The 24932-nt window shown below is 61.3% G+C and carries 26 protein-coding genes; 9 read left to right on the plus strand and 17 right to left on the minus strand.

What is annotated here, in order from left to right; all coding sequences use genetic code 11:
• Positions 1–52 precede the first annotated feature (52 nt).
• A complete protein-coding gene (locus KIG99_RS04745) occupies positions 53–1159 on the plus strand; it encodes a YeeE/YedE family protein (RefSeq protein ID WP_226459094.1) in 1107 nt (368 codons plus the stop codon).
• Between the two features lie 9 nt (positions 1160–1168).
• Here the strand turns inward: KIG99_RS04745 and KIG99_RS04750 are convergent, their stop codons facing one another.
• The 9 genes from KIG99_RS04750 to KIG99_RS04790 all read right to left on the minus strand — a co-directional run bounded on the left by KIG99_RS04750 (position 1169) and on the right by KIG99_RS04790 (position 8809).
• Positions 1169–1786 carry a rhodanese-like domain-containing protein gene (locus KIG99_RS04750; RefSeq protein ID WP_226459095.1) on the minus strand — a complete coding sequence of 206 codons (618 nt, stop codon included), beginning with the start codon at positions 1784–1786 and terminating at the stop codon, positions 1169–1171.
• Positions 1783–3504, minus strand: coding sequence for a thiosulfohydrolase SoxB (gene soxB / locus KIG99_RS04755; protein ID WP_226459096.1), 1722 nt, complete (start codon positions 3502–3504; stop codon positions 1783–1785). Before soxB ends, KIG99_RS04750 begins: the two co-directional genes overlap by 4 nt.
• Positions 3505–3579: 75 nt before the next feature.
• On the minus strand, positions 3580–4215 hold the full coding sequence (gene soxX / locus KIG99_RS04760; RefSeq protein WP_226459097.1) for a sulfur oxidation c-type cytochrome SoxX: 636 nt from the start codon (positions 4213–4215) through the stop codon (positions 3580–3582).
• A 13-nt stretch (positions 4216–4228) separates the two neighbouring features.
• Positions 4229–5044 carry a sulfur oxidation c-type cytochrome SoxA gene (soxA, locus tag KIG99_RS04765; RefSeq protein ID WP_226459098.1) on the minus strand — a complete coding sequence of 272 codons (816 nt, stop codon included), beginning with the start codon at positions 5042–5044 and terminating at the stop codon, positions 4229–4231.
• A 69-nt stretch (positions 5045–5113) separates the two neighbouring features.
• Positions 5114–5425, minus strand: coding sequence for a thiosulfate oxidation carrier complex protein SoxZ (gene soxZ, locus KIG99_RS04770; RefSeq protein ID WP_226459099.1), 312 nt, complete (start codon positions 5423–5425; stop codon positions 5114–5116).
• A gap of 150 nt (positions 5426–5575) precedes the next feature.
• On the minus strand, positions 5576–6043 hold the full coding sequence (gene soxY / locus KIG99_RS04775; RefSeq protein ID WP_226459100.1) for a thiosulfate oxidation carrier protein SoxY: 468 nt from the start codon (positions 6041–6043) through the stop codon (positions 5576–5578).
• Positions 6044–6066: 23 nt separating this feature from the next.
• Positions 6067–7113, minus strand: a complete 1047-nt coding sequence (locus KIG99_RS04780; RefSeq protein ID WP_226459101.1) for a c-type cytochrome — start codon at positions 7111–7113, stop codon at positions 6067–6069.
• Positions 7097–8443 (minus strand): sulfite dehydrogenase, encoded by a 1347-nt coding sequence (gene soxC, locus KIG99_RS04785; protein WP_226459102.1) that lies wholly within the window; start codon positions 8441–8443, stop codon positions 7097–7099. Before soxC ends, KIG99_RS04780 begins: the two co-directional genes overlap by 17 nt.
• A 30-nt stretch (positions 8444–8473) precedes the next feature.
• Positions 8474–8809, minus strand: coding sequence for an ArsR/SmtB family transcription factor (locus KIG99_RS04790; RefSeq protein ID WP_226459103.1), 336 nt, complete (start codon positions 8807–8809; stop codon positions 8474–8476).
• 184 nt (positions 8810–8993) lie between these two features.
• On the opposite strand from KIG99_RS04790, the gene KIG99_RS04795 reads away from it, so the two are divergent.
• Complete coding sequence (locus KIG99_RS04795) at positions 8994–9296, plus strand: c-type cytochrome (RefSeq protein WP_226459104.1); 303 nt, start codon at positions 8994–8996, stop codon at positions 9294–9296.
• A 12-nt stretch (positions 9297–9308) separates the two neighbouring features.
• Positions 9309–10586 (plus strand): NAD(P)/FAD-dependent oxidoreductase, encoded by a 1278-nt coding sequence (locus tag KIG99_RS04800; protein WP_226459105.1) that lies wholly within the window; start codon positions 9309–9311, stop codon positions 10584–10586.
• A 65-nt stretch (positions 10587–10651) separates the two neighbouring features.
• On the opposite strand, the gene KIG99_RS04805 is transcribed toward KIG99_RS04800, so the two are convergent.
• Positions 10652–11269 carry a c-type cytochrome gene (locus KIG99_RS04805; RefSeq protein ID WP_226459106.1) on the minus strand — a complete coding sequence of 206 codons (618 nt, stop codon included), beginning with the start codon at positions 11267–11269 and terminating at the stop codon, positions 10652–10654.
• 159 nt (positions 11270–11428) lie between these two features.
• Between KIG99_RS04805 and KIG99_RS04810 the strand changes: the two genes are divergently transcribed.
• The 4 genes from KIG99_RS04810 (at position 11429) to KIG99_RS04825 (ending at position 13617) form a co-directional block, all read left to right on the plus strand.
• Entirely contained in the window at positions 11429–12439 is a 1011-nt protein-coding gene (locus tag KIG99_RS04810; protein WP_226459107.1) for an MBL fold metallo-hydrolase, read from the plus strand.
• Positions 12440–12482: 43 nt separating this feature from the next.
• Positions 12483–12797, plus strand: coding sequence for a cytochrome c (locus KIG99_RS04815; protein WP_226459108.1), 315 nt, complete (start codon positions 12483–12485; stop codon positions 12795–12797).
• A complete protein-coding gene (locus KIG99_RS04820) occupies positions 12787–13275 on the plus strand; it encodes a thioredoxin domain-containing protein (RefSeq protein ID WP_226459109.1) in 489 nt (162 codons plus the stop codon). Before KIG99_RS04815 ends, KIG99_RS04820 begins: the two co-directional genes overlap by 11 nt.
• A gap of 138 nt (positions 13276–13413) precedes the next feature.
• Complete coding sequence (locus tag KIG99_RS04825) at positions 13414–13617, plus strand: (2Fe-2S)-binding protein (RefSeq protein WP_226459110.1); 204 nt, start codon at positions 13414–13416, stop codon at positions 13615–13617.
• Positions 13618–13705: 88 nt separating this feature from the next.
• Here KIG99_RS04825 and selD read toward each other — a convergent pair whose 3' ends face one another.
• From selD to hemN, 7 genes are all read right to left on the minus strand, one after another.
• The gene (gene selD / locus KIG99_RS04830; RefSeq protein ID WP_226459111.1) at positions 13706–14752 is read right to left on the minus strand and encodes a selenide, water dikinase SelD; all 1047 of its coding nucleotides are present in this window, start codon (positions 14750–14752) and stop codon (positions 13706–13708) included.
• Between the two features lie 63 nt (positions 14753–14815).
• Positions 14816–15022, minus strand: a complete 207-nt coding sequence (locus KIG99_RS04835) for a heavy-metal-associated domain-containing protein (protein ID WP_226459112.1) — start codon at positions 15020–15022, stop codon at positions 14816–14818.
• Positions 15022–16770, minus strand: coding sequence for a putative bifunctional diguanylate cyclase/phosphodiesterase (locus KIG99_RS04840; RefSeq protein ID WP_226459113.1), 1749 nt, complete (start codon positions 16768–16770; stop codon positions 15022–15024). The genes KIG99_RS04835 and KIG99_RS04840 overlap by 1 nt, the downstream gene beginning before the upstream one ends.
• Positions 16771–16796: 26 nt before the next feature.
• Positions 16797–18959 (minus strand): heavy metal translocating P-type ATPase, encoded by a 2163-nt coding sequence (locus KIG99_RS04845; protein ID WP_226459114.1) that lies wholly within the window; start codon positions 18957–18959, stop codon positions 16797–16799.
• Positions 18956–19387 carry a universal stress protein gene (locus KIG99_RS04850; protein ID WP_226459115.1) on the minus strand — a complete coding sequence of 144 codons (432 nt, stop codon included), beginning with the start codon at positions 19385–19387 and terminating at the stop codon, positions 18956–18958. Before KIG99_RS04850 ends, KIG99_RS04845 begins: the two co-directional genes overlap by 4 nt.
• Before the next feature lie 8 nt (positions 19388–19395).
• A complete protein-coding gene (locus tag KIG99_RS04855) occupies positions 19396–20067 on the minus strand; it encodes a sulfite exporter TauE/SafE family protein (protein WP_226459116.1) in 672 nt (223 codons plus the stop codon).
• 63 nt (positions 20068–20130) lie between these two features.
• Entirely contained in the window at positions 20131–21534 is a 1404-nt protein-coding gene (gene hemN / locus KIG99_RS04860) for an oxygen-independent coproporphyrinogen III oxidase (protein WP_226459117.1), read from the minus strand.
• Positions 21535–21619: 85 nt separating this feature from the next.
• On the opposite strand from hemN, the gene fnr reads away from it, so the two are divergent.
• Together fnr and KIG99_RS04870 are read left to right on the plus strand one after the other, a co-directional pair.
• The gene (fnr, locus tag KIG99_RS04865) at positions 21620–22360 is read left to right on the plus strand and encodes a fumarate/nitrate reduction transcriptional regulator Fnr (protein ID WP_226459118.1); all 741 of its coding nucleotides are present in this window, start codon (positions 21620–21622) and stop codon (positions 22358–22360) included.
• 172 nt (positions 22361–22532) lie between these two features.
• Complete coding sequence (locus tag KIG99_RS04870; protein ID WP_226459119.1) at positions 22533–24836, plus strand: TonB-dependent receptor; 2304 nt, start codon at positions 22533–22535, stop codon at positions 24834–24836.
• Positions 24837–24932: the final 96 nt, after the last annotated feature.

Raw genomic sequence — 24932 nt, forward strand, 5'->3', positions numbered from 1 at the left:
TAACGGAACAAACCGGTGTCTACCGGTCGACTGGCCAAATGGAACGAAATTCATGAATATCGAGAACCTGATCGAATTTTTTGGCGAGAAAACCAGCATCGCGCTGGCCGGCCTGCTGATCGGGGTTTTCTTCGGCGTCTTCGCCCAGCGCTCGAAATTCTGCATGCGCTCCGCCGTCGTCGAATTCTGGAATCGCCAGGGCACAGCCAAGCTCGCCGTCTGGCTTTTCGCCTTTTCAGCGGCAGTGATCGGCACCCAGCTTTGCATCACTCTAGGCTGGCTTGACGTCAGCCAGGCCCGTCAGCTCGCGGCAGCGGGCAGCCTGTCCGGGGCCATCATCGGCGGCTTGTTGTTCGGCATCGGCATGATTCTCGCCCGCGGCTGCTCGAGCCGCATGCTGGTCCTGGCCGCCAACGGCAACCTGCGCGCCCTGCTCACCGGACTGATCTTTGCCGTCGCCGCGCAAGCTTCGCTGAACGGCCTGCTCTCACCTGTGCGCACCTGGCTATCCGGCTTGTGGACCATAGAAGGCGGAGCCAGCCGCGATCTGCTGGCCACGACCCACCTCGGGCACAGCGGCGGCATCGTTTTCGGTCTGGTCTGGCTGGCTGCCGCCATTATTTTTGCCCGCCGTGCCGGGATCAGCCGCCGCGAGTGGCTGTGTGGCAGCGGCGTCGGCCTGAGCATCGCGCTGGCCTGGCTGACCACGCACTTGCTCGGCAGCCAGTCCTTCGAGATCATTCCGGTACAAAGCCTGAGTTTCACCGGTCCGTCGGCCGACATGCTGATGCTGGTCCTGTCACCGCCCGGCCAGCCCTGGGATTTCGATATCGGCCTGGTGCCCGGCGTCGTCCTCGGCTCCTTCCTGGCGGCCTTGTGGGGCGGCGAGTTGAAACTCGAAGGTTTCCAGGACGGGCGCAGTATGCGCCGCTATATCGCCGGCGCGATCTGCATGGGCTTCGGCGGCATGCTGGCCGGCGGTTGTGCCGTCGGGGCCGGCGTCTCCGGCGCGGCGATCTTCGCCCTGACCGCCTGGCTGGCACTGGCCGGCATGTGGCTGGGCGGCGGCCTGGCCAATGCGCTCATCGACCGCCCGCAACTGCAAGAAAAAACGGCCACACCCGAAACAGGCGTGGCCGATGCGGCAGTACAGCCCTGAGCCGGAAGCTCAGCGCGGGAAATACATCTTTGCCTTGTCGAGCTTGTAGGTCCACGGCAAATTGGCGTTCTTCCAGCCGTTGACCGCGCGCTGACCGCTCTTCGCCCCATCCTTCGCCATATCGCCTTCGAATCCTTCAGCGATCGAATAGACCCTGGTGTAGCCGGCCATCTGCAAGCGATCGGCGGCCTTCGAACTGCGATCGCCGGAGCGGCAGATCAGGATGATCGAGGCGTCCTTGCCCAGGCTCTTCTCCTTGAGTCGGCGCTCGAGTTCGGGCATGAAGTCCTGGTTCGGCTCGAGGGCATACATCGCACGCTTTTCATCCCAATCACTCATCAACTCGGGATGCTCGACATAGGGCACCAGCGCATCGGCATCCCCCGGCCAACCGACGTACATCGCCTCGCCCCGGGTGCGCACGTCAAAGAAGGCGACGCCCTTCGGATTGGCTTTCTTCATGTCGTAAGCCTGCTGCGGCGTCAGGTAGAGCGCCAGCTTGCTCTTTTTGACTTCGGGCAGCTTGTCCCAGTCGCTCGTTCCTGGCGCCCAGTCGGCGGCAAAAGTCAGTGTCGCACCGGCCAGCAGGCCGGCCAGCAAAGCCGTCTTGAGAACCCGGCGCATCATGCGATCCCCGGATTGCCGGCGGCGCCTTTCAGCGTCGGCAGGTTGAGATTGACCGGCTTGACCGTCTTGATGTCGCGCAGGTACTTGGCGACGACGTCCCAGATCGGTTCGCCGGCATTCTTCGCCTCTTCGGAAACCGGTGCCCAGCCGGCAACCTTGTAGGTCCTGGCCGGATCGATCAGCTTGCCCTTGAGCATCATGTTCTGGATACGGCTACCCATTTTCGCCGTCGGATCGCAGGTCCATTGCAGGCCGCCGACCCGCACCATATCGCCACCCTGCTGGTAGTAAGGATCCGGATTGAACAGGTTGTCGCAGACGTCTTCGAGCACCGTCTTGATCATCTCGCCGCTCATGTTGCTCACCGTCGTCCACGGATAGGTGATCGCTGTCTGGTCGAGCACATGTTCCATCAGGATCGGCTGGCCGGGCAGCAGCGAGGTACCCCAGCGGAAGCCTGGCGAGAAGGCGATTTCGGCATCCTTGACCTTGAGCAGCGAGTCGAGGATGACCTGGTCGAAAGTACCGTTGAAGTTGCCACGGCGATAGAGCAGGCCCTCGGTGACGGCCAGCTTTTCGTTCAACTTGGACAGATAAGGCGCGCGCGCCTTGTCGATCAGCGTCTGCATGTCCTTGTCGGCCGGCAGCAGGTTGGCGAAGACGGGCAACAGCTTGTAACGGTAAGCGGCGATCTTGCCGTTCCTGACGTCAAAATCGAGCACGCCGAGGTATTTGCCGTTGGAGCCGGCATTGGTGACCAGCGTCTGGCCACCGGCATTCTTGACGACAACCGGGGCCGGCATGCCGTCATGGGTGTGACCGCCGAGGATGGCGTCGATGCCCTTGATGCGCGATGCCATCTTGAGGTCGACGTCCATGCCGTTGTGCGAGAGCACGACGACGACCTGCGCACCGGCCGCACGTGCTTCGTCGACCGTCTTCTGCATGTTCTCTTCCTGGATGCCGAAGCTCCAGTTCGGCGTCTGCCAGCGCGGGTTGGCGATCGGCGTGTAGGGGAAGGCCTGGCCGATGATGGCGACCGGCACGCCGTTCATCTTCTTCATCACGAAGGGCTTGAACACGGCATCGCCAAAGTCGGTGGTCTTGACGTTCTGGGCAACGATGTCGATCTGGCCGGCGAAATCCTTTTCCTCGATTTCCTTGACCCGCGCCTCGCCGTAGGTCGATTCCCAATGCAAGGTCATGACATTGACGCCGAGCGCCTTGCAGGCATCGACCATGTCCTGAGCGTTCGACCACAGCGCCGTGCCGGAGCCTTGCCAGGTGTCGCCGCCGTCGAGCAGCAGCGCCCCCGGACGATTCGCCTTCATGCGCTTGACCAGCGTCGCCAGGTGGGCAAAACCGCCGACCTTGCCGTAGGTTTCGGCCGCCTTCTCGAAATTGAGGTAGGTGTAGGCGTGCGCTTCCAGGCTGTTCGGCTTGAAGCCGAAGTGCTTGAGCAAATTGTCGCCAACCAGGTGCGGCACCTTGCCGAACTGCTCGCCGAAGCCGAGATTGACGTTCGGCTCGCGGAAATAGATGGGCAGCAACTGGGCATGGCAGTCGGTGATGTGGAGCAGGCTGACATTGCCGAATTTCGGCAGGTCGTACAGCTTGGCAGCGCCCTTCTCGGCCAGGGCAAAATCACTGTGCAGGCTCATACCACCAGCAGCAGCGACGGCCATGACCTGCAAAAACTCGCGACGATTCATGCTCATGTTGTGTTCCTTGAATTTTGTTTTACGACGTAAAAAATGCCCGGCCGGTGACCCGGCCGGGCCAATCACGCAAACTCAGTCCTTGTTGACCGGCGACTCCGGATCGATCAGGAAGGCCACGATATGGGTGATCTGCTCCGGCGTCAGCCAGCTGTGCAGCCCGAAACGCGGCATGTTGGTACAGGCGGTGAAGGCATTCGAGTTGTAGATCTTGTCGTAGGTGTACTTGATGATCTCTTCCGAACTGCCGCGGACCTTGCCGAACTGCTGCAGGCTGGGGCCGATCGTGCCGTAGGCCAGTTCCTTCTTCGCCAGTTGGTGGCAGGCGTAGCAGTTGCCGCCCCGCACGCGCCCGGCCGGATCCGGCTGGATGAAGCCGATGTGGCCGCCGGTGCCGACCGCGGCGAGCTTCTCGCCTTCCTTCCAGTCACCGATCAGCTTGCCGTCGACCGGGTAGCGGATGGTTGCGGCGTTCTGCTTTTCCAGCTTTTCGCCGATCTTGCGCGGCGGGTTGTCGCGGTAAATACCGCAGGTCTTCATCGTTTCGTCCTGGTCCAGACGCTTCATCCAGTATTTCGGATTCTCGGCCTTGAACGAACTGCGGAACATCTGCTCGGCCTCGCCGGCAAACTTGCCGCCGGGCGCCTCGGCCTGGGCAGCAAAGGAGAGCGTAGCGGTCAACACAGAAAAAAGGGCTATTTTCAGTTTCATGGTCATCCCCTTTTCAGCGCTTGATTCCCGGCGTTTCCATGACGGTGCCGGTCGCAGTTTTTTGCAGGTAGGTTTCGAGGGCAATCACCGAATCCGCCAGATACTCCGGCTCCGGCCAGCGCGCCTGGCGCATGCAGTCGATCAGGCGGCGCTGCATGGTCCACACGGCGCCTTGCGACACGCGGTAGGACGGCCAGGTCTTCATCGCCGTACCGGCGCCATCCTTGGTCGTCAGGTTGCCCAGATCCTGCAGGCGGATGCGCTTGCCTTCCTGGCCGTGACAGATGGCGCAGGAAAAATCTTGCGGTCCGGAGCGGCGATAGAAGATGTATTCGCCCATCTTCGCCATCTTCGCTTCGGCCGGATGCGTCGCCGGCACGTTGATCGGCTTGCCGTTCGACTTGGCGCCGACGAAGGTGACCAGGGCCTCGATATCGGACTCCTTGCCCGGCTTCGAATACCACTGCCTGGTCACCTCTGCCTGCGTGAAACCTTGCAGCGTGACCATGCAATGGACAAGGCGGGACTCAACGTCCATGACCTTGTTGGTGTCCTTGAAGTATTTCGGCAACTGCGCATAAGCGCCATCGAGCTTGCCCGGCCCGAGGCCGAGGTCGCACTGCTCGAGCGTAGCCTTCTTCGGGCCGCGCTTTTCGCTCCACAGGCTTTCGCCCTTGACTTCGAGCAGGTCGGCAGGATTGCCGTCGGCCAGCGCCTCGCGGTACTTGGCCAGCTCGTCGGCGACCTTGCTGTCCTGGGCGAACAGCGGGCCGGCAAATGTTGCGGCAACGGCGAGCGCCGCCAGCGATTGAATCGAGCGATGAATCATTTCATCTCCTCCGGGGAAAGACGGCCGGCAGCGTCCGGTCTACGCCATCTGGCTGCCGTTTTTCAATAATCAGGCGACAACCGCTTCGTCGCTACGCGTATCGCCCTTGTTGTCCTTCCAGCTGACAACGATCTTGTCGCCCTTGGCGCCGCCCTTGAACTTGAAGGCCAGGTACGGATTCTTCGAGACGGACGGACCAAACTCGCTGTTCAGAACGACCTTGTCGTTGTGCTTGGCGACCAGCTCGGTAATGAACCAGGCCGGCACGACAGCACCAGCTGCATCCTTGCGCTGACCGGTTTCCATTTCGTGGCTGACCAGCACTTTGACTTCGGTAACGCCGTCCTTGTTGGCGGCGCGGATTTTCATCGGATTGCCCATGAGTATTTCTCCTAAATTCTTTATTAATGAAAACGGGAAACGAAGCGTAGCGAGCGATGACAGGACGAGGCGCGTTTGCGAGACAGTGCAATCTGCACGGCGAGCAAGCGCAACGAAGTCATGTCGAGCGCAGTAGCTTCGGACCCGTTTTTAGCCGCCGCAGCCGCCCAGGGTGACCTTGATTTCCTTGGTCGCCATGAAGAACTTGCCGTCCGACTTGACCAGCGCGTAGACGTTCGAGGTCTGGCCCATCTTGACGCGGGTCTGGACGTTGGCTTCGGTGCCTTCCGGCAGCATGAAGCTGGCGGCCAGCGCGTTCGGGTTCTTTTCGATCAGGATGGCGACCATCGTCACGTTGGGCAGCGAGGAAGCGACACCGACCGGCACGACGGCACCGTTTTCGGCGATATCCGGGCCGGTGACCTGGACGTCCTTGCTGTCGACATGCGCATTGGCACCGAGGGCCTTGAGCGTGTCGGCCATGCTCTTGGCGTCAAAGGCGTTCTTGTTCCAGTCGGCCAGGGCCATGCCCGGGGTGATGATGCCGGCAGCGGCGAGAACGGTCAGGAGCGCGGCTCCCGAGCCGGTTTTGAGTACAGTGCGACGTTGCTTGTTCATGGTATCTCCTCTGTGAAAATTGATTACTTCGCGCCGGACAGAATCCACTTGACCAGTGTCTTCAAGTCCTCGTCCTTGACATGCCCGTTCGGCGGCATCGGGATCGAGCCCCAGACGCCCTGACCGCCGGCCTTGACCTTGGCGACCAGACGGTCTTCGGCATCGGTCTGATCCTTGTAGCGGGCCTGCACCTCGGCATAGCCGGGACCGACGATCTTGCTCTTCATGCCGTGACAGGCCATGCAGCCGCTCTTTGTCGCCAGATCGAAGGTACCGGCTTCGGCCGCCTTCTTGGCGGCTTCCGGGCCGAGCGTGCGGGTGCCGCGGACCGGGCCGAAACTGCGGTACTGGTCGGCCAGTTCGCCGTGCGCAGTGCGGGCGTACTCGGGCAGACGCGAACCGATCAGCACTTCGCTCTTGCAGTTCTTCATGCAGGCCGTGTTCTTCGTATCAGGAACGCCGCCGTTGCCGATCCCGCCCTTCTTGACCGAAGCCCCCGGCCACATGCCGTGGTCGGTGGTCATGCCATTACGGTTGGGCAGCAGTTTCTGGACGTCGCCGATGTTCTTGTCGGAAAGGACAAAATCGGCCGGCACGATTTCCTGCAGGTTGAGCAGGTAGGCGAGGATGGCAAAGACGTCATCCGGCTTGAGCGACTTCGGCGAGGTCCAGGGCATGGCGCGCTGGATGTAGTCGAACACCGTCGAAATCGTCGCCACCTTGGTAAAAGTGGTGCGCTGCGGCAGTTCGCCGGAAGACAGGCCCTTGACGCGGCCGTTCTTGCTGTCTTCCTTGGTCGTGCCGCCGGCGAGCGGCGTGAAGACTTCGTTCGATTCGCCGAAGGAGCCGTGACAGGACGCGCACTTTTCCTCGAACAGTTCCTGGCCACGATCGACCGAACCCGAACCCTTGGGCAGGCCCTTGAAGTCGGGACGCACGTCGATGTCCCAGGCCTTCACTTCGGCCGCGGTGGCCGGACGACCCACGCCGCCGTAGTTGTCGAAGGCCAGCGCAGCGGTCGACGCGCCGGCGAGGGCCAAAACGAGAATGGACTTATAGAACCTGGACATTGCTGACCTCCCCGCTCTCGGCCACTTTCCAGGACTGGATGGCATTGTTGTGATAGATCGATTTGGTACCGCGCACGGCGCGCAGCTGGCCGTAGCTCGGCTGGACAAAGCCGGTTTCGTCGATGGCGCGCGACTGCAGGATGGCCGGACTGCCGTCCCACACCCAGTTGGTGTTGAAACGGGTCAGCGCCTTGTTCTGGATCGGCCCTTCGAGACGTGCCGTCTGCCAGTTGATGCCGCCGTCGAAGGAGACATCGACCTGCTTGATGCGGCCACGACCGGACCAGGCAAGGCCGGAGACGTTGTAGAAACCCTTGTCGAGCAGCGTCTGGCCGCCGGATGGGGTGGTGATCACCGACTTGGCTTCCTGGATCGAGCTGTACTGACGATGCAGGCCGCTCGGCAGGAGGTCGATGTAATGCACCGCTTCGTCCTTGGTGGCGTAAGGCTTGTCACCGACTTCGATGCGGCGCAGCCACTTGACCCAGGACACGCCCTGGACGCCGGGTACCACCAGACGCAGCGGATAGCCGTTTTCCGGACGCAGCATTTCGCCGTTCTGGCCGTAGGCGACAAACACTTCGCCGGATTCGACCATTTCCATCGGAATGGTGCGCGTCATCGAGGAGCCATCGGCGCCTTCGGCCAGCACATAGCGGGCCTTCTTGTAATCGACGCCGCAATCTTCCAGCAGCAGCTTGAGCGGCACGCCGGTAAATTCGGAACAGGACACCATACCGTGCGTGTATTGCACGGTCGGCACCGCGACGTTGCCCCACTCCAGGCCGGTGTTCGCACCGCATTCGATGAAGTGGATGCGCGACACCGAGGGCAGGCGCATCAGCTCATCGAGCGTATAGACCTTGGCTTTCTTCAGCAGCGAAGCATCGGAACCATTGACCATCAGGCGATGCTTGGACGGATCGATATCGTGCCAGCCCTGGTGATGCCGCTCGAAATGCAGACCGGACGGCGTGATGATGCCGAACAGGCCCTGCAGCGGGCAGAACGACACCGAGGCACCGCCGACGCGGGCCAGGCCCGGCGACTCGCGGCGCAACAACTGGCTTTCGTATTTCGACGGCATGCCGTACGGATTGGTTGCCACCGGCTGACCGAGCGAAGTCGTCCACGCCGGATTTTCGAGAATGTTCGGATCACCTTCCGCGGCACGCGCTGCCAGCGGCGCCGCGATGGCAGCGCCGGCGGCGAGGAAGCTCTTGCGCAGGAAATCGCGCCGCCCCGCACCAACGGCCTTGACCTGATCTTCCGACAGGAAGTTTTCCGGTGCGGGCCGCAGACGCCCCGGTTGTTTTGTTTTATCGACCATAGAAATGAGTCCCCTCCAGAGTATTGAATTTCAGCTAAGACAATGCGCTGCCATCAAATCGTTTTGTCCGACGATGTCGCGACTGGCCACCGCAATGCTGACGGTGCGGCAGATATCGACAAAGTTGGGATCCACCACGCGATACAGGATGGAAGTTCCTTCGCGCCGGCGGTCCACCACCCCCGCCCGGTACAGAATATTCAGGTGCCGCGAGGTATTGGCCTGGGTCAAGCCCACCCTCTCGACCACCTCGTTGACCGATCTTTCTTCAAGACAGAGAACCGAGAGAATGCGCAGACGCGTCGGATCCGAAAGCAGTCCGAAGTAATGCGCCACCTGGTTGAACACCTGAATTGTCTCGTCCATGTCGTTTTTTTGATCTAAATCAGCAAACAATGTATTACTGCATACTTATATAGTCAACCGCTAATATTGTTGCGACGCAGCATGCAATTTCCGGCAAACGCCTATAACCTAGCTCCCATGCCGCGACAAAAAAATGCAACATAACGCCGGTATGAACTCAATATCACTCAGAGGAGATGTCCCTATGAAGCTGCTCACCGTCATCGCAGCCGCCGGCCTGGTTGCATCAACCAGCGCTTTTGCTGCCGACCCCCACCTGGCCCGCAATCTGGCCGCCACCTGCGCCAACTGCCACGGCACCAACGGCCATGCCGTCAAAGGCTCCGGCATGGATTCCCTGGCCGGCATGGAAAAGGCCAAGACCCTGCAAAAGCTGGCCGACTTCAAGAGCGGCGACAAGCCGGCGTCGATCATGCACCAGATCACCAAGGGCTACACCGACGAGCAACTCGACCTGATCGCCGGCTATTTCGCCGCACAAAAATAAGGGGAGAACGACATGATGCTGATGAAAAGACGTGATTTCCTCAAGACCGGCGCGGCTGCCGGTGCGCTCGCCTCGCTTTACGGCTGTGCCGGCGGCAACAAGGCCGGCGGCCATGTCGTCGTGGTCGGCGGCGGCTATGGCGGCGCCACCGTCGCCAAGTACCTGCGCATGTGGAGCGAAGGCAGCGTCCAGGTGACGTTGATCGAACGCAACCCGACCTTCATTTCCTGCCCGATTTCCAATCTGGTGATCGGCGGCACGAAAACCATGGAAGACATCACCGTCAGCTACGACGGCCTGAAGAACAAATGGGGCGTGCGCGTCATCCAGGACGATGTCGTAGCGGTCGACGCGGCAAAAAGGACGATTTCCCTGAAGGCCGGCGGCGCCATGAGCTATGACCGCCTGGTCCTGTCGCCGGGCGTCGATTTCATGTTCGACCAGATCGGCGGCCTCGACAATGCCGACGCCCAGGGCAAGATTCTGCACGCCTGGAAGGCCGGCGCGCAAACCATCGCGCTCAGGAAGCAACTGGAAAACATGAAGGACGGCGGCACCTACGCCATTTCCATTCCCAAGGCGCCCTACCGCTGCCCGCCCGGACCGTACGAGCGCGCCTGCCTGGTCGCCGATTACTTCAAGAAGAACAAGCCGAAGTCCAAGGTCGTCATCCTCGACGCCAACGAAGACGTGATGTCGAAGAAGGCGCTATTCACCAAGGCCTGGAGCGATCTCTACAAGGGCATGGTCGAATACCGCAACAACAGCGAGGTCAAGGAAGTCGATGTCGCCAGCAAGACCGCCATCCTCGAGTTCGACAAGTTCAAGGCCGACGTGCTGAACGTCATCCCGCCGCACCGGGCCGGCAACATTGCCGCCAGCGCCGGCCTCAAGCTGATCAACAACCGCTGGGTTGACGTCAACTGGCTGTCGATGGAGTCGACCAGCACGCCGGGCGTGCATGTGCTCGGCGATGCCGTGTTCCCGGCCCCGACCATGCCGAAGTCGGGCCACATGGCGAACCAGCACGGCAAGCTTGCCGCAGCCGCCATCCTCAACCTGCTCGCCGGTCAGGAGCCGAACCCGGCCCCGGTCGTGATGAACACCTGCTACAGCTTCGTCGATAGCAAGAATGTCATCCACGTCTCGTCCATCCACCAGTACGACGCAGCCACCAAGCTCGTCCAGCCGGTCAAGGGCGCGGGCGGTGTCTCGGCGGCGCGCAATGAACTGGAAGGCAAGGTCGCCCTGGGTTGGGCAAAGAATATCTGGGCCGACATGCTGGCCTGAGTTTTCTGCTGCAACCATGACAAAAGGCCGCATTTGCGGCCTTTTGTTTGTCCGGAAGGCAGCGCTCAGTCGAGCGTTGCGATGTACTCGGCGACAGCGTGGGTTTCCAGCTCGGAGAGCTTCGAGGCAACGGTGTGCATCACTGCGTTGTCGTTGGTCCGCTCACGCTTGTTGAACTGCTTGAGCTGATCCTCGATGTAGCGCGGATGCTGGCCGGCCAGGCGCGGCAGTAGCGGCGAGCCGTAGCCCTTGGCGCCATGGCAGCTGGCACAGGAGGGCAGACCGGTGAACTGGTTGCCACGGTTAAAAACGTACTTGCCGACCGCGACCAGTTCCGCATCGCGCAGGCTACGCGCGGCAGCCGGCTTGCTCTCGAAGAAGGCACCTAGCGCCTTCATCTCGGCCTTGGTCAGTTCCTCCGACTGCGGCTTCATGGTGTCGCTCTTGCGCTTGCCGCTCTTGAAATCGCTGAGCTGCTTGGCGATGTATTCCGAATGCTGACCGGCCAGGCGCGGAAAGACCGGACTCGCCGACTCGCCTTCCAGACCATGACACAGGAAGCAGCGCCCGGAAACGATTTCCTCGGCACGCGCCAGATCGGCGGAGGCATCCGCCCGCACCACAGAGCTGAACAGGGCGAGCAAGGCGCCACCAACCAGCAGAAGACTCTTTTTGTCTGTCAATTCACCACCCCTTTTTTATCTGTACACGACACGTTTATTATTAAATAATAATTCGCTTACACTTGCCTTTCAATTTAAAAGGAACCCGCCCCTCTCCGGCAGCGTCCGAGAAAAGGCTGGTCTGAATCGCACCATGGTAAAACCATTCGGGAGACACCGATGAACCGCCGCCGTTTTCTACAGAGCACCACCGCCTTTACGCTGCTCAGCGCTGCCGAGTTTGCGCCCTGGCAGACGATCAGCGCCTTCGCCAAAGAAATGGACGAATTCGTGCGTGGACCGGTGGTCAAGGATCATCCGCTGCGCCAGGTCTCGAAGCATGTCTGGATGATCTTCTCGCCGGACGGCTTCCCGACCCCGGAAAACCAGGGAATGATGTGCAACATCACCTTCGTGAATACCGCCAAGGGCCTGATCGTCGTCGATTCCGGCGCCTCGGTGCAGATCGGCGAAATGGCCATCCGGCAGATCAAGAAGGCGTTCAAGAAACCGGTGATTGCGATCATCAACACGCATTACCACGGCGATCACTGGCTCGGCAATCATGCTTACGTCGACGCCTACGGCAAGGGCCTGCCGATCTACTCGCACCCGGGCACGATCACGGCGATCCAGGGCGTCCAGGGCAACATGTGGCGGACGCTGATGGAACAATGGACCAACCAGGCCACGCTCGGCACCCGTGTCGTGCCGCCGAGCCAACCGCTCGAGGACGGCGCCGAGCTCAAGTTCGGCGATGTCACGCTGCGCATCCATCAGTACGGCACCGTACACACGCCCTTCGATCTCTGCGTCGAAGTCGTCGAGGACGGCGTCACGCTGCTCGGCGATGTCGCGATGGACCGACGCATTGCCAACATGGACGACGGCTCCTACCTCGGCACGCTGAAGGCCTACGCGGCACTGGAAAAGACCGGCAGCACGCTGTGGCTGCCCGGCCACGGCGAGCCGGGGCCGAATGTCCTGAGCTGGAACCGCGAACTGTTCGAAGGCATATACCGCCCCTGCGAACAGGCCATCCGCGACGGCCTCGGGCTGGAAGAAGCCAAGGCGCTGGTGCTCAAGGACAGCCGCGTCGCCAGTCGGGCGCGCGACACCAAGGGCTTCGAGACCAATATCGGAAAATACGTCAGCCTCGCCTATCTTGAAGCCGAAGCTGCCGGTTTTTGAGCATTTTCCAGCGTCGACCGCTGGCTGTCACAAGGAGTTTTCCATGCGCCATTTCATCACTGCCTGCCTCACCCTGCTCAGCATCCAGGCCATGGCGAGCGATCCCTGGGCCAAGGAAATCGACCACAAGGCCGCCAAGGAACTGCACGAAAAAGCCTGCACCGGCTGCCACACGAAAATGTATGGCGGCGACGGCAGCAAGATCTACACACGCGACGGGCGCATGCTCTCCAACAAACTGGAGATCCTGCAGCGCGTCGCCTCCTGCAACTCGACCATGAACGCCGGCTGGTTCCCCGAAGAGGAAGGCCATGTCGCCGCCTGGCTCAACAAGCACTATTACCGCTTTGAAAACTGACCGCACCCCGCTGCGCCGCCTGCTGCCGGCCGCCCTGCTCGCCCTGCCGGCGCTGGTTTTTGCCCAGAATAACGCGTTGACCGTGGCCAGCGACCTGCGCGCCGAAGCCGCACAGGCGGCCCGTTACGGCGGCCCGCTGATCATCATGTACAGCCGCGCCGACTGCCGCTTCTGCGAGGCCATCCGCCGCGACTACCTGAAACCGCTCACCGACGATCCGCGCCACAAGGCGCGCCTGCTGGTACGCCAGATCAACCAGGACAGCGATGCACCGCTCACCGGCTTTCGCGGCGAAGCGACGACGCACGCCCGCCTGGCCGCCAGCGAAAAGATCAAGCTGGTGCCGGTCGTGGCCTTCTACGGCCCGAACGGGCAACGCCTGGCCGAGCCGATCATCGGCACGCGCCTGCCGGACTTCTACCAGGGCTATCTCGATGACGCCATCGAGCAATCGCACCAGGCCTTGAAAAAGCCCTGAAAACAGCTTTTCCCGACGCGTCAACCGCTGAACATGACGGACGCAAAAAATACTGTGATTGTTGTTGACAGTGATTCTCATCTGTATAAAATGAGAATTATTCCTGTTTAGAAAACAGTCCAGTTTGCGGAGAACACCATGTATGTCTGTGTCTGCCAGGCCGTAACCGACCGCCAGATTCGCGAAGCCGCCGAGGGTGGCGCGCGAACCTTGAAAGACCTGCGCCGCGATCTCGGCGTGACGCGCGACTGCGGCCGCTGCGCCTCCTGCGCCCGCGAATGCCTGCGTGAAGCACACGCCGGCGAGGACAAACCCGGCAAAACGCTGCGCCTCGCCGCCTGAGTCTGAGAAGGCGCAGGCTCCCGCTGGCTGCGCCAGCGGTCAACCCCGCAAAAAACCTGTTTTTGCCTGCCGAATACCGCCCTGCGACTCAGGCGACGGTAACTCCCGGCTCACCCTCAGCCAGCTCGCCGATCACCGAAACATGGCTGAAGCCCTGCTGCAGGAAAATCGACAGCACTTCGGTCACCGTTTCCGGTGTGCAGGTGACGAGCAGACCGCCCGAAGTCTGCGGATCGGTCAGCAAGGCACGCTCGGCATCGCCCAGATGGGCCGCCAGCTGGACGCCGCCCCCGTAGCTCGTCCAGTTGCGCCCGGACGCGCCGGTGACACTCCCCTGTTGCGCGAACTCCATGGCCTTGGGCAACAAGGGCACATCGGCAAAATTCAGTTCGGCACGCAAGCCACTGCCCTTGCAGACTTCCATCAGGTGCCCGAGCAGGCCGAAGCCGGTGACATCGGTCACCGCGTGCACGCCATCAAGACAGGCCAGCACCGGCCCCGGCGTATTGAGCTGGGTGGTGCTTTCGAGCATGGATTGATATTCGCTCTCGGAAAGGCCGTCCTTTTTCAGCGCCGCGCTGTACACGCCGACCCCGAGCGCCTTGCCGAGGATCAGCTTGTCGCCCGGCCGGGCCGTTGAATTGCGCTTGAGATGCGCCGGATTGACCAGGCCGATGACAACCAGGCCATAAATCGGCTCGACCGAATCGATGGTATGACCGCCGGCAATCGGAATGCCCGCCGCGCGGCAAACCGCCGCCCCGCCTTCGAGAATCCGACCGATCGTTTCTTCCGGCAGCACCTTGACCGGCATGCCGACCAGGGCGAGAGCGAAAAGCGGCGTGCCGCCCATGGCATAGACGTCGGATATCGCGTTGGTCGCGGCAATACGGCCGAAATCATGCGGATCATCGACAATCGGCATGAAGAAATCGGTGGTCGCGACAATCGCCTGCTGGCCGTTGATCTGATAGACCGCGGCATCGTCGCTGGTTTCGGTTCCAACCAGCAGTTGCGACGGGATGATGCCCGGCGTGGTGTTGGCCAGTATCCGTTGCAGCACGTCCGGCGCAATCTTGCAGCCGCAACCGCCACCGTGCGATAGACGGGTAAGTTTGATTTCGGATTCTGGCACGCCTGTTTCTCCCTGACTTCTGTGCTTCAACAACAATTCCAATTACAGCTTCCGGACGCGCGATTACTCGGCGTCGAAGCCGGCATCTTCGATCGCATCGAGCAGCGCTGCGCGACTGACCACCTGCGGGTCGAAAGCCACCGTCGCCGCGGCCGCTTCCAGCGACACTTCGGCGGAGGCAACACCGGCCAGCGCGCCGAGCACGCCGCCAATATTCTTGACACAGCCCTGGCAGCTCATGCCACCGATCTTGATCTGCGTAGTTTCCATCATGCTTCCTTGTTCAAAAAAGGTTGTTCGGCCAACAGCCTGGCGATCGCCTCGGCCGGCAAGGCGCGGCTGAAGTGAAAACCCTGCGCCATGTCACAGCCCATCTGGCGCAACAGGGCAAGCTGCTCGGCATTTTCGACCCCTTCGGCGAGCACGGTCAGGCGCAGGTTGCGCCCCATGCTGACGATGGTCGAGGCAATCGCCCGGTCATCCGAATCGACTTCCAGATCATTGATGAAAGAGCGGTCGATTTTCAGTTTGCCGACCGGGAAGCGCTTCAGATAGGCGAGCGAAGAGTAACCCGTACCGAAGTCATCGAGCGACAACTCGACGCCCATCCGGTGCAACGCCGACAGTGTACCGAGATTGATGTCGGCATCGTACATCACGGTGCGTTCGGTCACTTCCAGCTCCAGCCGAGCCGCCTCCAGGCCCGAGGTGGCGAGCGCGCCGGCAACGACGGCGACAAAGCCGGCCTGGCGGAACTGCACGGGCGCCACATTCACCGCCATGGTGATCGGCGGCAAGCCGGCGTCGCACCAGGCCTGCGCCTGGCGACAGGCTTCGCACAGCACCCAGTCGCCAATCGGATTGATCAGGCCGGTCTCTTCGGCGACGTGGATGAAACGATCCGGCATGATCAAGCCGAGATCCGGATGCATCCAGCGGATCAGCGCCTCGACGCCGATGATCAGGCCGCTCTGCAGATTGACCAGGGGCTGGTAATAGAGAACGAATTCGTTCTGGTTCAGCGCGCGACGCAGATTGCTTTCCATCAACAGGCGTTCCAGCGTCGCCGTATTCATCTCGCTGGCGTAGAACTGGAAAGTATTGCGCCCGACTTCCTTGGCCCGGTACATCGCCGCATCGGCATTCTTGAGCAGGGTTTCGAGATCCTTGCCATCCTGCGGATAAATGCTGATCCCGAGCGATGGCGTGATCGTCAGTTCATGCCCGCCGACCACGAAAGGCGTCACGCAGACATCGAGCAGACGCCGCGCCACTTCGGCCGCCGCTGCCGCGTGGATGCCCGGCAGCGCAAAAATGAATTCGTCGCCGCCCAGCCGGGCCAGCGTATCGATGCGCCGCACCGCCGCCGACAGGCGCCCGGAAACCTCGCACAACAAGTCGTCGCCGACGCTGTGGCCGAGCGAGTCGTTGATCCGCTTGAAATGATCGAGATCGAGAAAGATCAGCGCGATTTCGCCCTCTTCGCGCTCGGCAGCAGCCAGCAACTGGGCAAAGCGGTCGCGCAGCAGACGCCGGTTGGGCAGACCGGTCAACGGATCAAAATCGGCCAATTCGCGGATTCTGCGCTCGGCCGCTTTCTGCGCCGAGAGATCGAGCAGGGTACCGACCGAAGCCGCCCGCCCGCCATAAGACGATGGCGAACCGAGGATCTGCACGGGAAAGGTCGAGCCATTCTGATGCACGGCGGTCAGCTCGTAATTGTGACCGCTGACGCCCGCCGCACGCAGCTGCATCTGATCGAGGACGAAGGGATGCTGCTCGGGAATGATCAGGTCGAGCGGCCCCTTGCGGTCAACCAGCTCTTCGGCCGTAAAACCGAACAGGCGCAGGAAACAGGGATTGACGTATTTGAACAGGCGGTCCTGCACGACAAAGATGCCGACCTGCGCCGCATCCATGGTTGCCAGAAAATGGGCTTCCTGCTCAGCCAGAAGATTGGCAGCAGCGTCCGCCACAAGCAACGGTTCCTGCACTCGCCCCCCGCCCGCAACGGTCATCGAAACTCCTGCTCCCCTTTTGCCTGTTATTTTCCCGGCCGCCAGCGTTTCAACAGCAGCGAATTCGACACCACGGATACCGAACTCATCGCCATCGCAGCCCCCGCCACGACCGGATTAAGAAATCCCATTGCAGCCAGTGGAATTCCCGCCACATTGTAAATGAATGCGAAGAAAAGGTTTTGCCGGATTTTGCCCAGTGTCGCGGCGGAAAGCGAGATGGCATCGGCAACGCCGTTCAGGTCGCTGCGAATCAGGGTCAGGTCGGCCGCCTCGATCGCCGCATCGGAACCGGCGCCAATCGCGAAGCTGACATCGGCTGCCGCCAGGGCCGGTGCGTCGTTGATGCCGTCTCCGACCATCGCCACCAGGGCTCCGCCAGCCTTCAATTCGGCCAGTGCCGCGGCTTTCTCGCCGGGCAGGATGCCGGCCCGGAATTCGGCGATTCCGGCTTCGGCCGCAATCGCAGCCGCCGTAACAATGTTGTCGCCAGTCAACATCACCACCCGAATTCCGCGTTCGCGCAGACGACGCACCGCCGCCGGCGAAGTCGGACGCAAGGCATCGGCGATGGCAAAAATCGCCAGCAACTGATCGCCACCAAACAAGACCACGACAGTCTTGCCGGATTGTTGCAGAGACTGGACGCGAGCGTCGCCGTCAATGCCAAACCAGGCAGGCGCCCCCAAGCGCAGGGCCAGACCATCGACGCTGCCACTGACACCAAAACCGGCATGCGCCTTGAAATCGACACATTGTGGCAAGTCAACCGTCGAGCCCCGCGCCAAGATAGCCCGCGCCAGCGGATGCTCGGAGCCCTGCTCCAGCGCCGCGGCCAGACGCAGCACTTCAGCCGCGCTGCCCTGCATGACTTGCAGATCAACCACCTGCGGCTCGCCCAGGGTCAGCGTGCCGGTCTTGTCGAGCGCCAGCACCGTGATCCGTTCGGCACGCTCCAGTGCTTCGGCATTCCTGACCAGAACGCCGGCCCGCGCCCCCTGCCCGGTACCGACCATGATCGCAGTCGGCGTCGCCAGCCCGAGCGCACACGGACAGGCAATCACCAGCACCGCCACGGCATTGACCAGGGCCGTGGCGAAATCGGCCGAATACCACCACCAGCCGGCAAAAGTGCCCAGCGCAATCGCACATACGACCGGCACGAAGATCGCCGAAATCCGGTCAGCCAGACGCTGCACCGGCGCTTTCGAGCCCTGCGCCTCGCCGACCAGGCGGATGATGCCGGCGAGCAGGGTCTGTTCGCCAACCCCGGTCGCCCGGCAGCGCAAGGCGCCCTGACCGTTGGCCGTCGCCGCGAAGACGCGGTCACCGGTCGACTTGCCGACCGGCATGCTTTCGCCGGTGAGCATGGATTCATTGACGCTGGAGTCGCCATCGACCACTTCGCCATCAACCGGCACGCTCTCACCCGGCCGAACCATGAAGATATCGCCCGGCATCAGCGCATCGACCGGCATTTCAATCCATTGCCCGTCACGCTCGACGCGCGCCGTTTTCGGCTGCAGGCGGATCAAGGCCTCAATCGCCTCCGAGGTATGCGCCTTGGCCCGCGCTTCAAGCAACTTGCCGAGCAGAACCAGGGTAATGACGGCCGCGCCGCCTTCGAAATAGACGTGCTGATCAAGAGCGAACAAGGTGACCACGGCCGAGAAACCCCAGGCCATGCTGGTGCCGAGCGCGACCAGCACATCCATGTTGGCCCCGCCGCCGCGCAACGCCTTGAACGCGCCGGCATAGAAACGCCAGCCGATCCAGAACTGGACCGGCGTTGCCAGCAAAAACTGCAGCCAGCGCGGCAATTCATTGTGCTGGCCGTGCTCGCCGAACATGAAGAACATCTGCCCGACCAGCGGCAGACTCAAGGCAACGGCAATCTGGAACTGGCGGATTTCCCGACGGTAGACGCGCTGTTTTTCCGCTTTTTCCCGCGCCCGGGTTTGTCCATCGACCACGGCCGCGGAAAAACCAGCTTTCGCCACCGCCGCCACCACGGCCGCTTCATCGGCCGTTCCGGCCAAGCGAATCCGCGCGCGTTCAGCCGCCAGATTGACGTTGGCCTGCATGCCGGGCTGACGATTGAGTACCTTTTCCAGGCGCGCCGAACAGGCCGCGCAGGTCATACCGCCAATCGAAAACTCGACGACCCGCCCGCCCTCCGGCTCGCTCATTTGACCAGCAAGACCGGGCAAGGCGCCAGATGCAGGACGCGCGTCGCAACCGAACCGGTCAACACGCCGGCCAGCGCACTTTGCCCATGCGTGCCCATGATGATCAGGTCGCAGCCCAGTTCAGTGGCAACGTGAGCAATCACTTCGGCCGGCTGCCCGACGTGGATGTGCGTGGTATGGAAACGAGCGGCGGCATCGAGCTTCTTTTGCGCATCGAGCAAACTGGCCTGGCCCTCTTCGAGGTAATAGCCATGCAAGGTTTCCTTGCCGATATGGGCCTGCACACGACCGATCGGAATCGGCGGATGCACGTGCAGCAAATGCACTTCGGGCACCTCGGCAAACCAGGCGGCGTGCGCCAGCAAATGGTCGACAGCGCGCAGCGAACAGGCCGAACCATCAACCGGCAGAAGAATTTTAATCGTCATCGTGCATCCTAAATCCAGTGCAGCAAGCGCATCAGCCCAAGCAAGCCATACAGACCGAAACCGAGAACCAGCAGCCCGGAAGACAAGCGGACCGCAGGCCGGCGAACAAACTCGTTCAACCTTGCCAACACGATGCCTGCGAGCAGCAGATTTGGCAAGGTTCCAAGACCGAAAGCCAGCATCAGCAAGGCACCGCGCCCGGCTGTCCCGGCCGTCAGGGCGCTGGCCAGGGCACTATAGACCAGGCCACAGGGCAACCAGCCCCACAGCAGACCGAGCGGAAAGGCCTGCTGCACGCTGCGCGCCGGCAAGAACCGACGCGTCAGCGGCTGCAGCATACGCCACAGATGCTGACCAAAGCGCTCGGTAAAAGCCAGGGTACTGGTCACCCCCAGCAGATAAAAGCCGAGCGCAACCAGCATCAGGTTGGCAAGAAAATAGAGAACAAGGCGAACCGGCACCTGGCCTTCGAGGCCCAGACTGGCCGCGCCAAGCGCACCGGCAATGGCGCCGGCGATGACATAGGAGAGGATGCGCCCGGCGTTATAGGCGAGATGCATCGACCAGCGTGCCGGCGCCCCCATCGACAGGGCACCGACAATGCCGCCACACATGCCGACACAGTGCGTGCCGCCAAGCAGGCCGACCAGGAACAGCGCGAGAAAGCCGGAATCAGGCATGAAAAAACGAGGGTGACATCATGAGCGGCAGTTTAACCCGCCGCCCCGATGCCGACACCCCGTTCAGATCACTTTCGAGTAGCGCTTGCGCTGCCGATCGGCACGCAGATAACGGTCGAAGACCATGGAAATGACACGGACCAACATCCGCCCCGGCGGCAGAACAGTAATCCAGTCGCGCTCGATCTTGAGCAGACCACCACGCTCCATCTCGCGCATTTCCTCGAGTTCGTCGGCGAAATACTTGTGGAAATCGATCAGGTGCGAGCTTTCGATCGACTCGATGGAGAGTTCGAAATGACACATCAGGGCCTGGATGATCGAACGGCGCAGGATGTCGTCGGCAGTCAGCTCGATACCACGGAAGACCGGCAGCAGATCGGCATCGAGACGGTCGTAATACTCTTCCGCCGTCTTGACGTTCTGGCTGTAGGTCGGCCCGACCTTGCTGATCGACGAGATACCGAAAGACAGCATGTCGCAGTCGGCGTAGGTCGAATAGCCCTGAAAATTGCGGTGCAAACGCCCCTGGCGCTGGGCCACGGCGAGTTCGTCGTCCGGCTTGGCAAAGTGGTCCATGCCGATATAGACGTACCCGGCTTCAGTCAGCTTCTTGATCGCCAGCGCAAGGATCTGCAGCTTGGTATCGGCCGACGGCAGGTCGTCATCGTTGATCCGGCGCTGCGGCTTGAACAGGCTGGGCATGTGCGCATAGTTGTAGATCGACAGGCGATCCGGATCCATCGCCAGAACGCGCTCCAGCGTCCGGTTGAAACCCATCACCGACTGGTGCGGCAAACCGTAGATCAGGTCGATCGAGATCGACTTGAAGCCGTTGGCACGCGCATCGCGGATCACGCTGTAGGTTTCTTCCTCGCTCTGCACGCGGTTGACCGCAACCTGAACTTTTTCGTCGAAGTCCTGGACACCGACGCTCATCCGGTTGAAGCCGAGCTCACCAAGCAGCGCCACAGTAGCCGTATCGACCTTGCGCGGATCGACTTCGATCGAATATTCGCCGCCTTCGAGCAACTTGAAGTGCTTGCGCGTCTCGCCCATCAGTTGGCGCATTTCGTCGTGCGACAGGAAGGTCGGCGTACCGCCGCCCCAATGCAGCTGGATGACCTCGTGCTCGCCGTCGCGCCCTTCCAGGCAGGCCGCTTGCATGTCCAGCTCCTTGGCCAGGTACTTCAGATACTTGCCGCTACGGGCATGATCCTTGGTAATGATCTTGTTGCAGGCGCAGTAGTAACAGATGGTGTTGCAGAAGGGGATGTGGAAGTATAATGAGAGCGGTCGGCTGATACCGCCGATGTTGCGCTTGCCCAGCCACAGTTTGGCGGCGTCCGAATCGAAAGCCTCAACGAATCGGTCCGCTGTCGGGTACGATGTATAGCGGGGGCCGTTCACATCGAAGCGGCGAATGATCTGAGGATCGAAGACGAGGTTTTCAGTTGCGAAATTCATTAAACATACCGGCAAATTTTGATTGGATTATGTTGCGGCGCTGCACAATTTCCGTTGACTTGGATCAAGCGAACGCAGGTTGATAATGCCCCAAAACACGGCCATTCAGGAAATTTCCCTCTCCGTCATCAAGACGGCATGTTCGAACTGCAACCTGCGCGAGCTTTGCCTGCCCTTCGGGCTCAGCCTTGAGGAGTTGGAACGCCTTGATGACCTGATCTCGACCCGGCGCCGGATCAAGCGCGGCGACCACCTGTACCGGGCCGGCGAAACGTTCGATTCGATCTACGCGATCCGCAGCGGCTTTTTCAAGACCGACGTACTGCTTGAGGATGGTCGCGATCAGGTAACCGGCTTCCAGATGGCCGGCGAACTGCTAGGCCTGGATGGCATCAGCACCGAATTTCACACCTGCAATGCGATCGCCCTCGAAGACAGCGAAATCTGCTCGATTCCCTTCTCCCGGCTGGAAAGCCTGTCGCGCGAAATCCACAATCTGCAGCACCATTTCCACAAGGTGATGAGCCGCGAAATCGTGCGCGATCACGGCGTCATGATGCTGCTCGGCACGATGCGCGCCGAGGAGCGCCTCGCCGCCTTCCTGCTCAACCTGTCGCAACGTTTCACGGCACGTGGTTTCTCGCATGCCGAGTTCTACCTGCGCATGACGCGCGAGGAAATCGGCAGCTACCTCGGCCTCAAGCTCGAAACCGTGTCGCGCGCCTTCTCGCGCTTCCAGGAAGAAGGCTACATCGCCGTGCAGCAGAAACACATCCGCATTCTCGATGTCAATGGACTCAAGGCCTTGATGAATCACCAGCGCTGAGTCGGCTGCCAGCATCACCGTCGCAGTAGCAAAACCGCTGCTATTCTGCTGATCAGCGGCAAGTCCTGTTTCGCAGCAAAAATTCGCCGATGTCATATGCGGCAATTTGCCGCATTCCTGTGCGCAATCAACTCTAAGAGAATCCGCCGGTTAAAAATTACCGGGGAAATCCATGCTCTTGCGCATCCATCCATTAGTCGCCGCCATGGCGCTCGTCTTTTCATCGTCAGCCTTCAGCCAGACCGCAGCCCATACCGGCACTCCGGATCAGGTCATGGACAACGTGCTGGTGCGCGCCAGCCGTACCGACGGTATCGCTGCGCAATCCGACTCGGTCAGCAATGAACAGGTTCGCACCCAGCGCCCGGCGACCAGCGATACCGCGACACTGCTCAAGGACGTTCCCGGCGTCAGCCTGAACAGCGCCGGCGGCGTATCGAGCCTGCCCGCCATCCACGGCCTGGCCGACGACCGCCTGCGCATCAAGGTGGACGGCATGGACCTGATCTCGGCCTGTGCCAATCACATGAACTCGCCGCTCTCCTACATCGACCCGAGCAATGTCGAGCAGATCAAGGTGTACACCGGCATCACGCCGGTCAGCGTCGGTGGCGACAGCATCGGCGGCAGCATCATCGTCAAGTCGCGCGAACCGCGCTTCGCCAGGGCCGGCGAAGGCCTGCTGACGAGCGGCGAACTCGGCACTTTCTACCGCTCGAACGGCAACGCCTGGGGGGTCAATGCCGCGGCAGCGATCGCCAACGAGAACCTGAGCCTCACTTACAGCGGCTCGACCGCCGAGTCGCAGAATTACAAGTCGGCGAAAGCATTCAAGAACGATGTCCTTGCCACTTACACAACCGCCGGTAGCCACCTGATTCCGGGCGACGAAGTGGCGTCGACCGCTTACAAAGCCGAGAACCACGCATTGGGCCTGGCCTATCGACTGGACAAGCATCTGCTTGAACTCAAGCTCGGCTACCAGCACATCCCTTATCAGGGGTTCCCCAACCAGCACATGGACATGACCGACAACAAGAGCACTCAGGTCAACCTCGCCTATACCGGCAAATACGACTGGGGCAAGCTGGAAGCCCGCGCCTACCATGAAGAAACGAAACACGAGATGAACTTCATGGAAGACAAGATGTATTGGTATGGCTCGACTGCCAACCCGGTGATGATTCCCGGCATGCCGATGAATACCGAGGGCAAGAACAGCGGCCTCGTCGTCAAGGCAGAAATCAATCACTCCGAACGCGACCTGTTCCGGGTCGGCGGCGAATACCAGCGCTATCGCCTGAACGACTGGTGGCCGGCCTCCTTCGGCTACGATGCGGGTGGCAACATGACAGGCGGCATGCAACCGAATACCTTCTGGAACATCAACAACGGTCAGCGCGATCGTTTCGATCTGTTCGGCGAATGGGAGGCCGCCTGGACTGCCCGCTGGACAACCCAGATCGGAATACGCAGCAGCACGGTGATGATGAATGCCGACGAGATTCAAGGCTATAACACGACGGCCACCTATGCCGGCACGACGGAAGGCAAGGCCGGCTACTTCAACGCGGCCGAGCGCAGCCGTACCGACCACAACATCGACCTCAGCGCCCTTGCCCGCTACACGCCGGATGCAAACCAGAGCTACGAGGGCGGCTATTCGCGCAAGACACGCTCGCCCAGCCTGTACGAACGCTACACCTGGTCGAACGGCATGATGGCGATGACCATGAACAACTGGGTCAATGACGGCAACGGCTACCGCGGCAATCTCGACCTCAAGCCGGAAGTCGCCCACACCGTCAGCTTCACCGGCGACTGGCACGGCGCCGACAAGAATTCCTGGGGTGTCAAGGCAACGCCTTACTACAGCTACGTCGAGAACTATATCGACGCCGCCTGCGACACGACAGTGCGTGCCTGCACCTCGACCCAGTACAACTACCTGAAGCTGGTCAATCAGGATGCCCGCCTGTTCGGGATCGATCTCTCCGGCTACATGGCACTCGGCCGCATCGCCGGCATCGGCGACTTCACGGCGCGCGGCATCATCGCCTATGTCGACGGCAAAAATCTGACGACCGGCGACAACCTGTACAACATCATGCCGCTCAATGCCCGCCTGGCGATCGACCATCGTCTGGGCAACTGGTCGACGACCGTGGAGGAACAACTGGTCAGCGCCAAGAACGACGTCTCCTCGGTACGCAACGAGACGAAAACCGGCGGCTATGCGCTGCTCAACCTGCGCGGCAGCTACACCTGGAAAAACCTGCGCTTCGACTTCGGCATTGAAAACGCCTTCGACAAGCAATACTCGCTGCCGCTCGGCGGTGCCTACATCGGCCAGGGGAAGACAATGTCGCTGGGCGGCACCAATACCACCTGGACCTCGACCGGCAACCCGCCGCTTGGCTACACCGTTCCCGGCATGGGCCGCTCGCTCTATGTCGGGATGAACGTCAAGTTCTGATCCCGACCTGATGCAAAAAAATCCCCGGGCACTCCCCGGGGATTTTTCATTGGCTCAGGCAAAAACCGGGTTTTCCGGCGGTCGACCGGTGAAAAA

Origin of the sequence: Quatrionicoccus australiensis (assembly GCF_020510425.1) — a bacterium.
In the GTDB taxonomy this organism is placed as follows: domain Bacteria; phylum Pseudomonadota; class Gammaproteobacteria; order Burkholderiales; family Rhodocyclaceae; genus Azonexus; species Azonexus australiensis_A.

Bases quoted from the DNA above. Each gene is read 5' to 3' on its own strand.
- KIG99_RS04745 (WP_226459094.1), top strand. From the start codon at position 53: ATGAATATCGAGAACCTGATCGAATTTTTTGGCGAGAAAACCAGCATC.
- KIG99_RS04750 (WP_226459095.1), bottom strand. From the start codon at position 1,786: ATGATGCGCCGGGTTCTCAAGACGGCTTTGCTGGCCGGCCTGCTGGCC.
- soxB (WP_226459096.1), bottom strand. From the start codon at position 3,504: ATGAGCATGAATCGTCGCGAGTTTTTGCAGGTCATGGCCGTCGCTGCT.
- soxX (WP_226459097.1), bottom strand. From the start codon at position 4,215: ATGAAACTGAAAATAGCCCTTTTTTCTGTGTTGACCGCTACGCTCTCC.
- soxA (WP_226459098.1), bottom strand. From the start codon at position 5,044: ATGATTCATCGCTCGATTCAATCGCTGGCGGCGCTCGCCGTTGCCGCA.
- soxZ (WP_226459099.1), bottom strand. From the start codon at position 5,425: ATGGGCAATCCGATGAAAATCCGCGCCGCCAACAAGGACGGCGTTACC.
- soxY (WP_226459100.1), bottom strand. From the start codon at position 6,043: ATGAACAAGCAACGTCGCACTGTACTCAAAACCGGCTCGGGAGCCGCG.
- KIG99_RS04780 (WP_226459101.1), bottom strand. From the start codon at position 7,113: ATGTCCAGGTTCTATAAGTCCATTCTCGTTTTGGCCCTCGCCGGCGCG.
- soxC (WP_226459102.1), bottom strand. From the start codon at position 8,443: ATGGTCGATAAAACAAAACAACCGGGGCGTCTGCGGCCCGCACCGGAA.
- KIG99_RS04790 (WP_226459103.1), bottom strand. From the start codon at position 8,809: ATGGACGAGACAATTCAGGTGTTCAACCAGGTGGCGCATTACTTCGGA.
- KIG99_RS04795 (WP_226459104.1), top strand. From the start codon at position 8,994: ATGAAGCTGCTCACCGTCATCGCAGCCGCCGGCCTGGTTGCATCAACC.
- KIG99_RS04800 (WP_226459105.1), top strand. From the start codon at position 9,309: ATGATGCTGATGAAAAGACGTGATTTCCTCAAGACCGGCGCGGCTGCC.
- KIG99_RS04810 (WP_226459107.1), top strand. From the start codon at position 11,429: ATGAACCGCCGCCGTTTTCTACAGAGCACCACCGCCTTTACGCTGCTC.
- KIG99_RS04815 (WP_226459108.1), top strand. From the start codon at position 12,483: ATGCGCCATTTCATCACTGCCTGCCTCACCCTGCTCAGCATCCAGGCC.
- KIG99_RS04825 (WP_226459110.1), top strand. From the start codon at position 13,414: ATGTATGTCTGTGTCTGCCAGGCCGTAACCGACCGCCAGATTCGCGAA.
- KIG99_RS04835 (WP_226459112.1), bottom strand. From the start codon at position 15,022: ATGGAAACTACGCAGATCAAGATCGGTGGCATGAGCTGCCAGGGCTGT.
- KIG99_RS04840 (WP_226459113.1), bottom strand. From the start codon at position 16,770: ATGACCGTTGCGGGCGGGGGGCGAGTGCAGGAACCGTTGCTTGTGGCG.
- KIG99_RS04845 (WP_226459114.1), bottom strand. From the start codon at position 18,959: ATGAGCGAGCCGGAGGGCGGGCGGGTCGTCGAGTTTTCGATTGGCGGT.
- KIG99_RS04850 (WP_226459115.1), bottom strand. From the start codon at position 19,387: ATGACGATTAAAATTCTTCTGCCGGTTGATGGTTCGGCCTGTTCGCTG.
- KIG99_RS04855 (WP_226459116.1), bottom strand. From the start codon at position 20,067: ATGCCTGATTCCGGCTTTCTCGCGCTGTTCCTGGTCGGCCTGCTTGGC.
- hemN (WP_226459117.1), bottom strand. From the start codon at position 21,534: ATGAATTTCGCAACTGAAAACCTCGTCTTCGATCCTCAGATCATTCGC.
- fnr (WP_226459118.1), top strand. From the start codon at position 21,620: ATGCCCCAAAACACGGCCATTCAGGAAATTTCCCTCTCCGTCATCAAG.
- KIG99_RS04870 (WP_226459119.1), top strand. From the start codon at position 22,533: ATGCTCTTGCGCATCCATCCATTAGTCGCCGCCATGGCGCTCGTCTTT.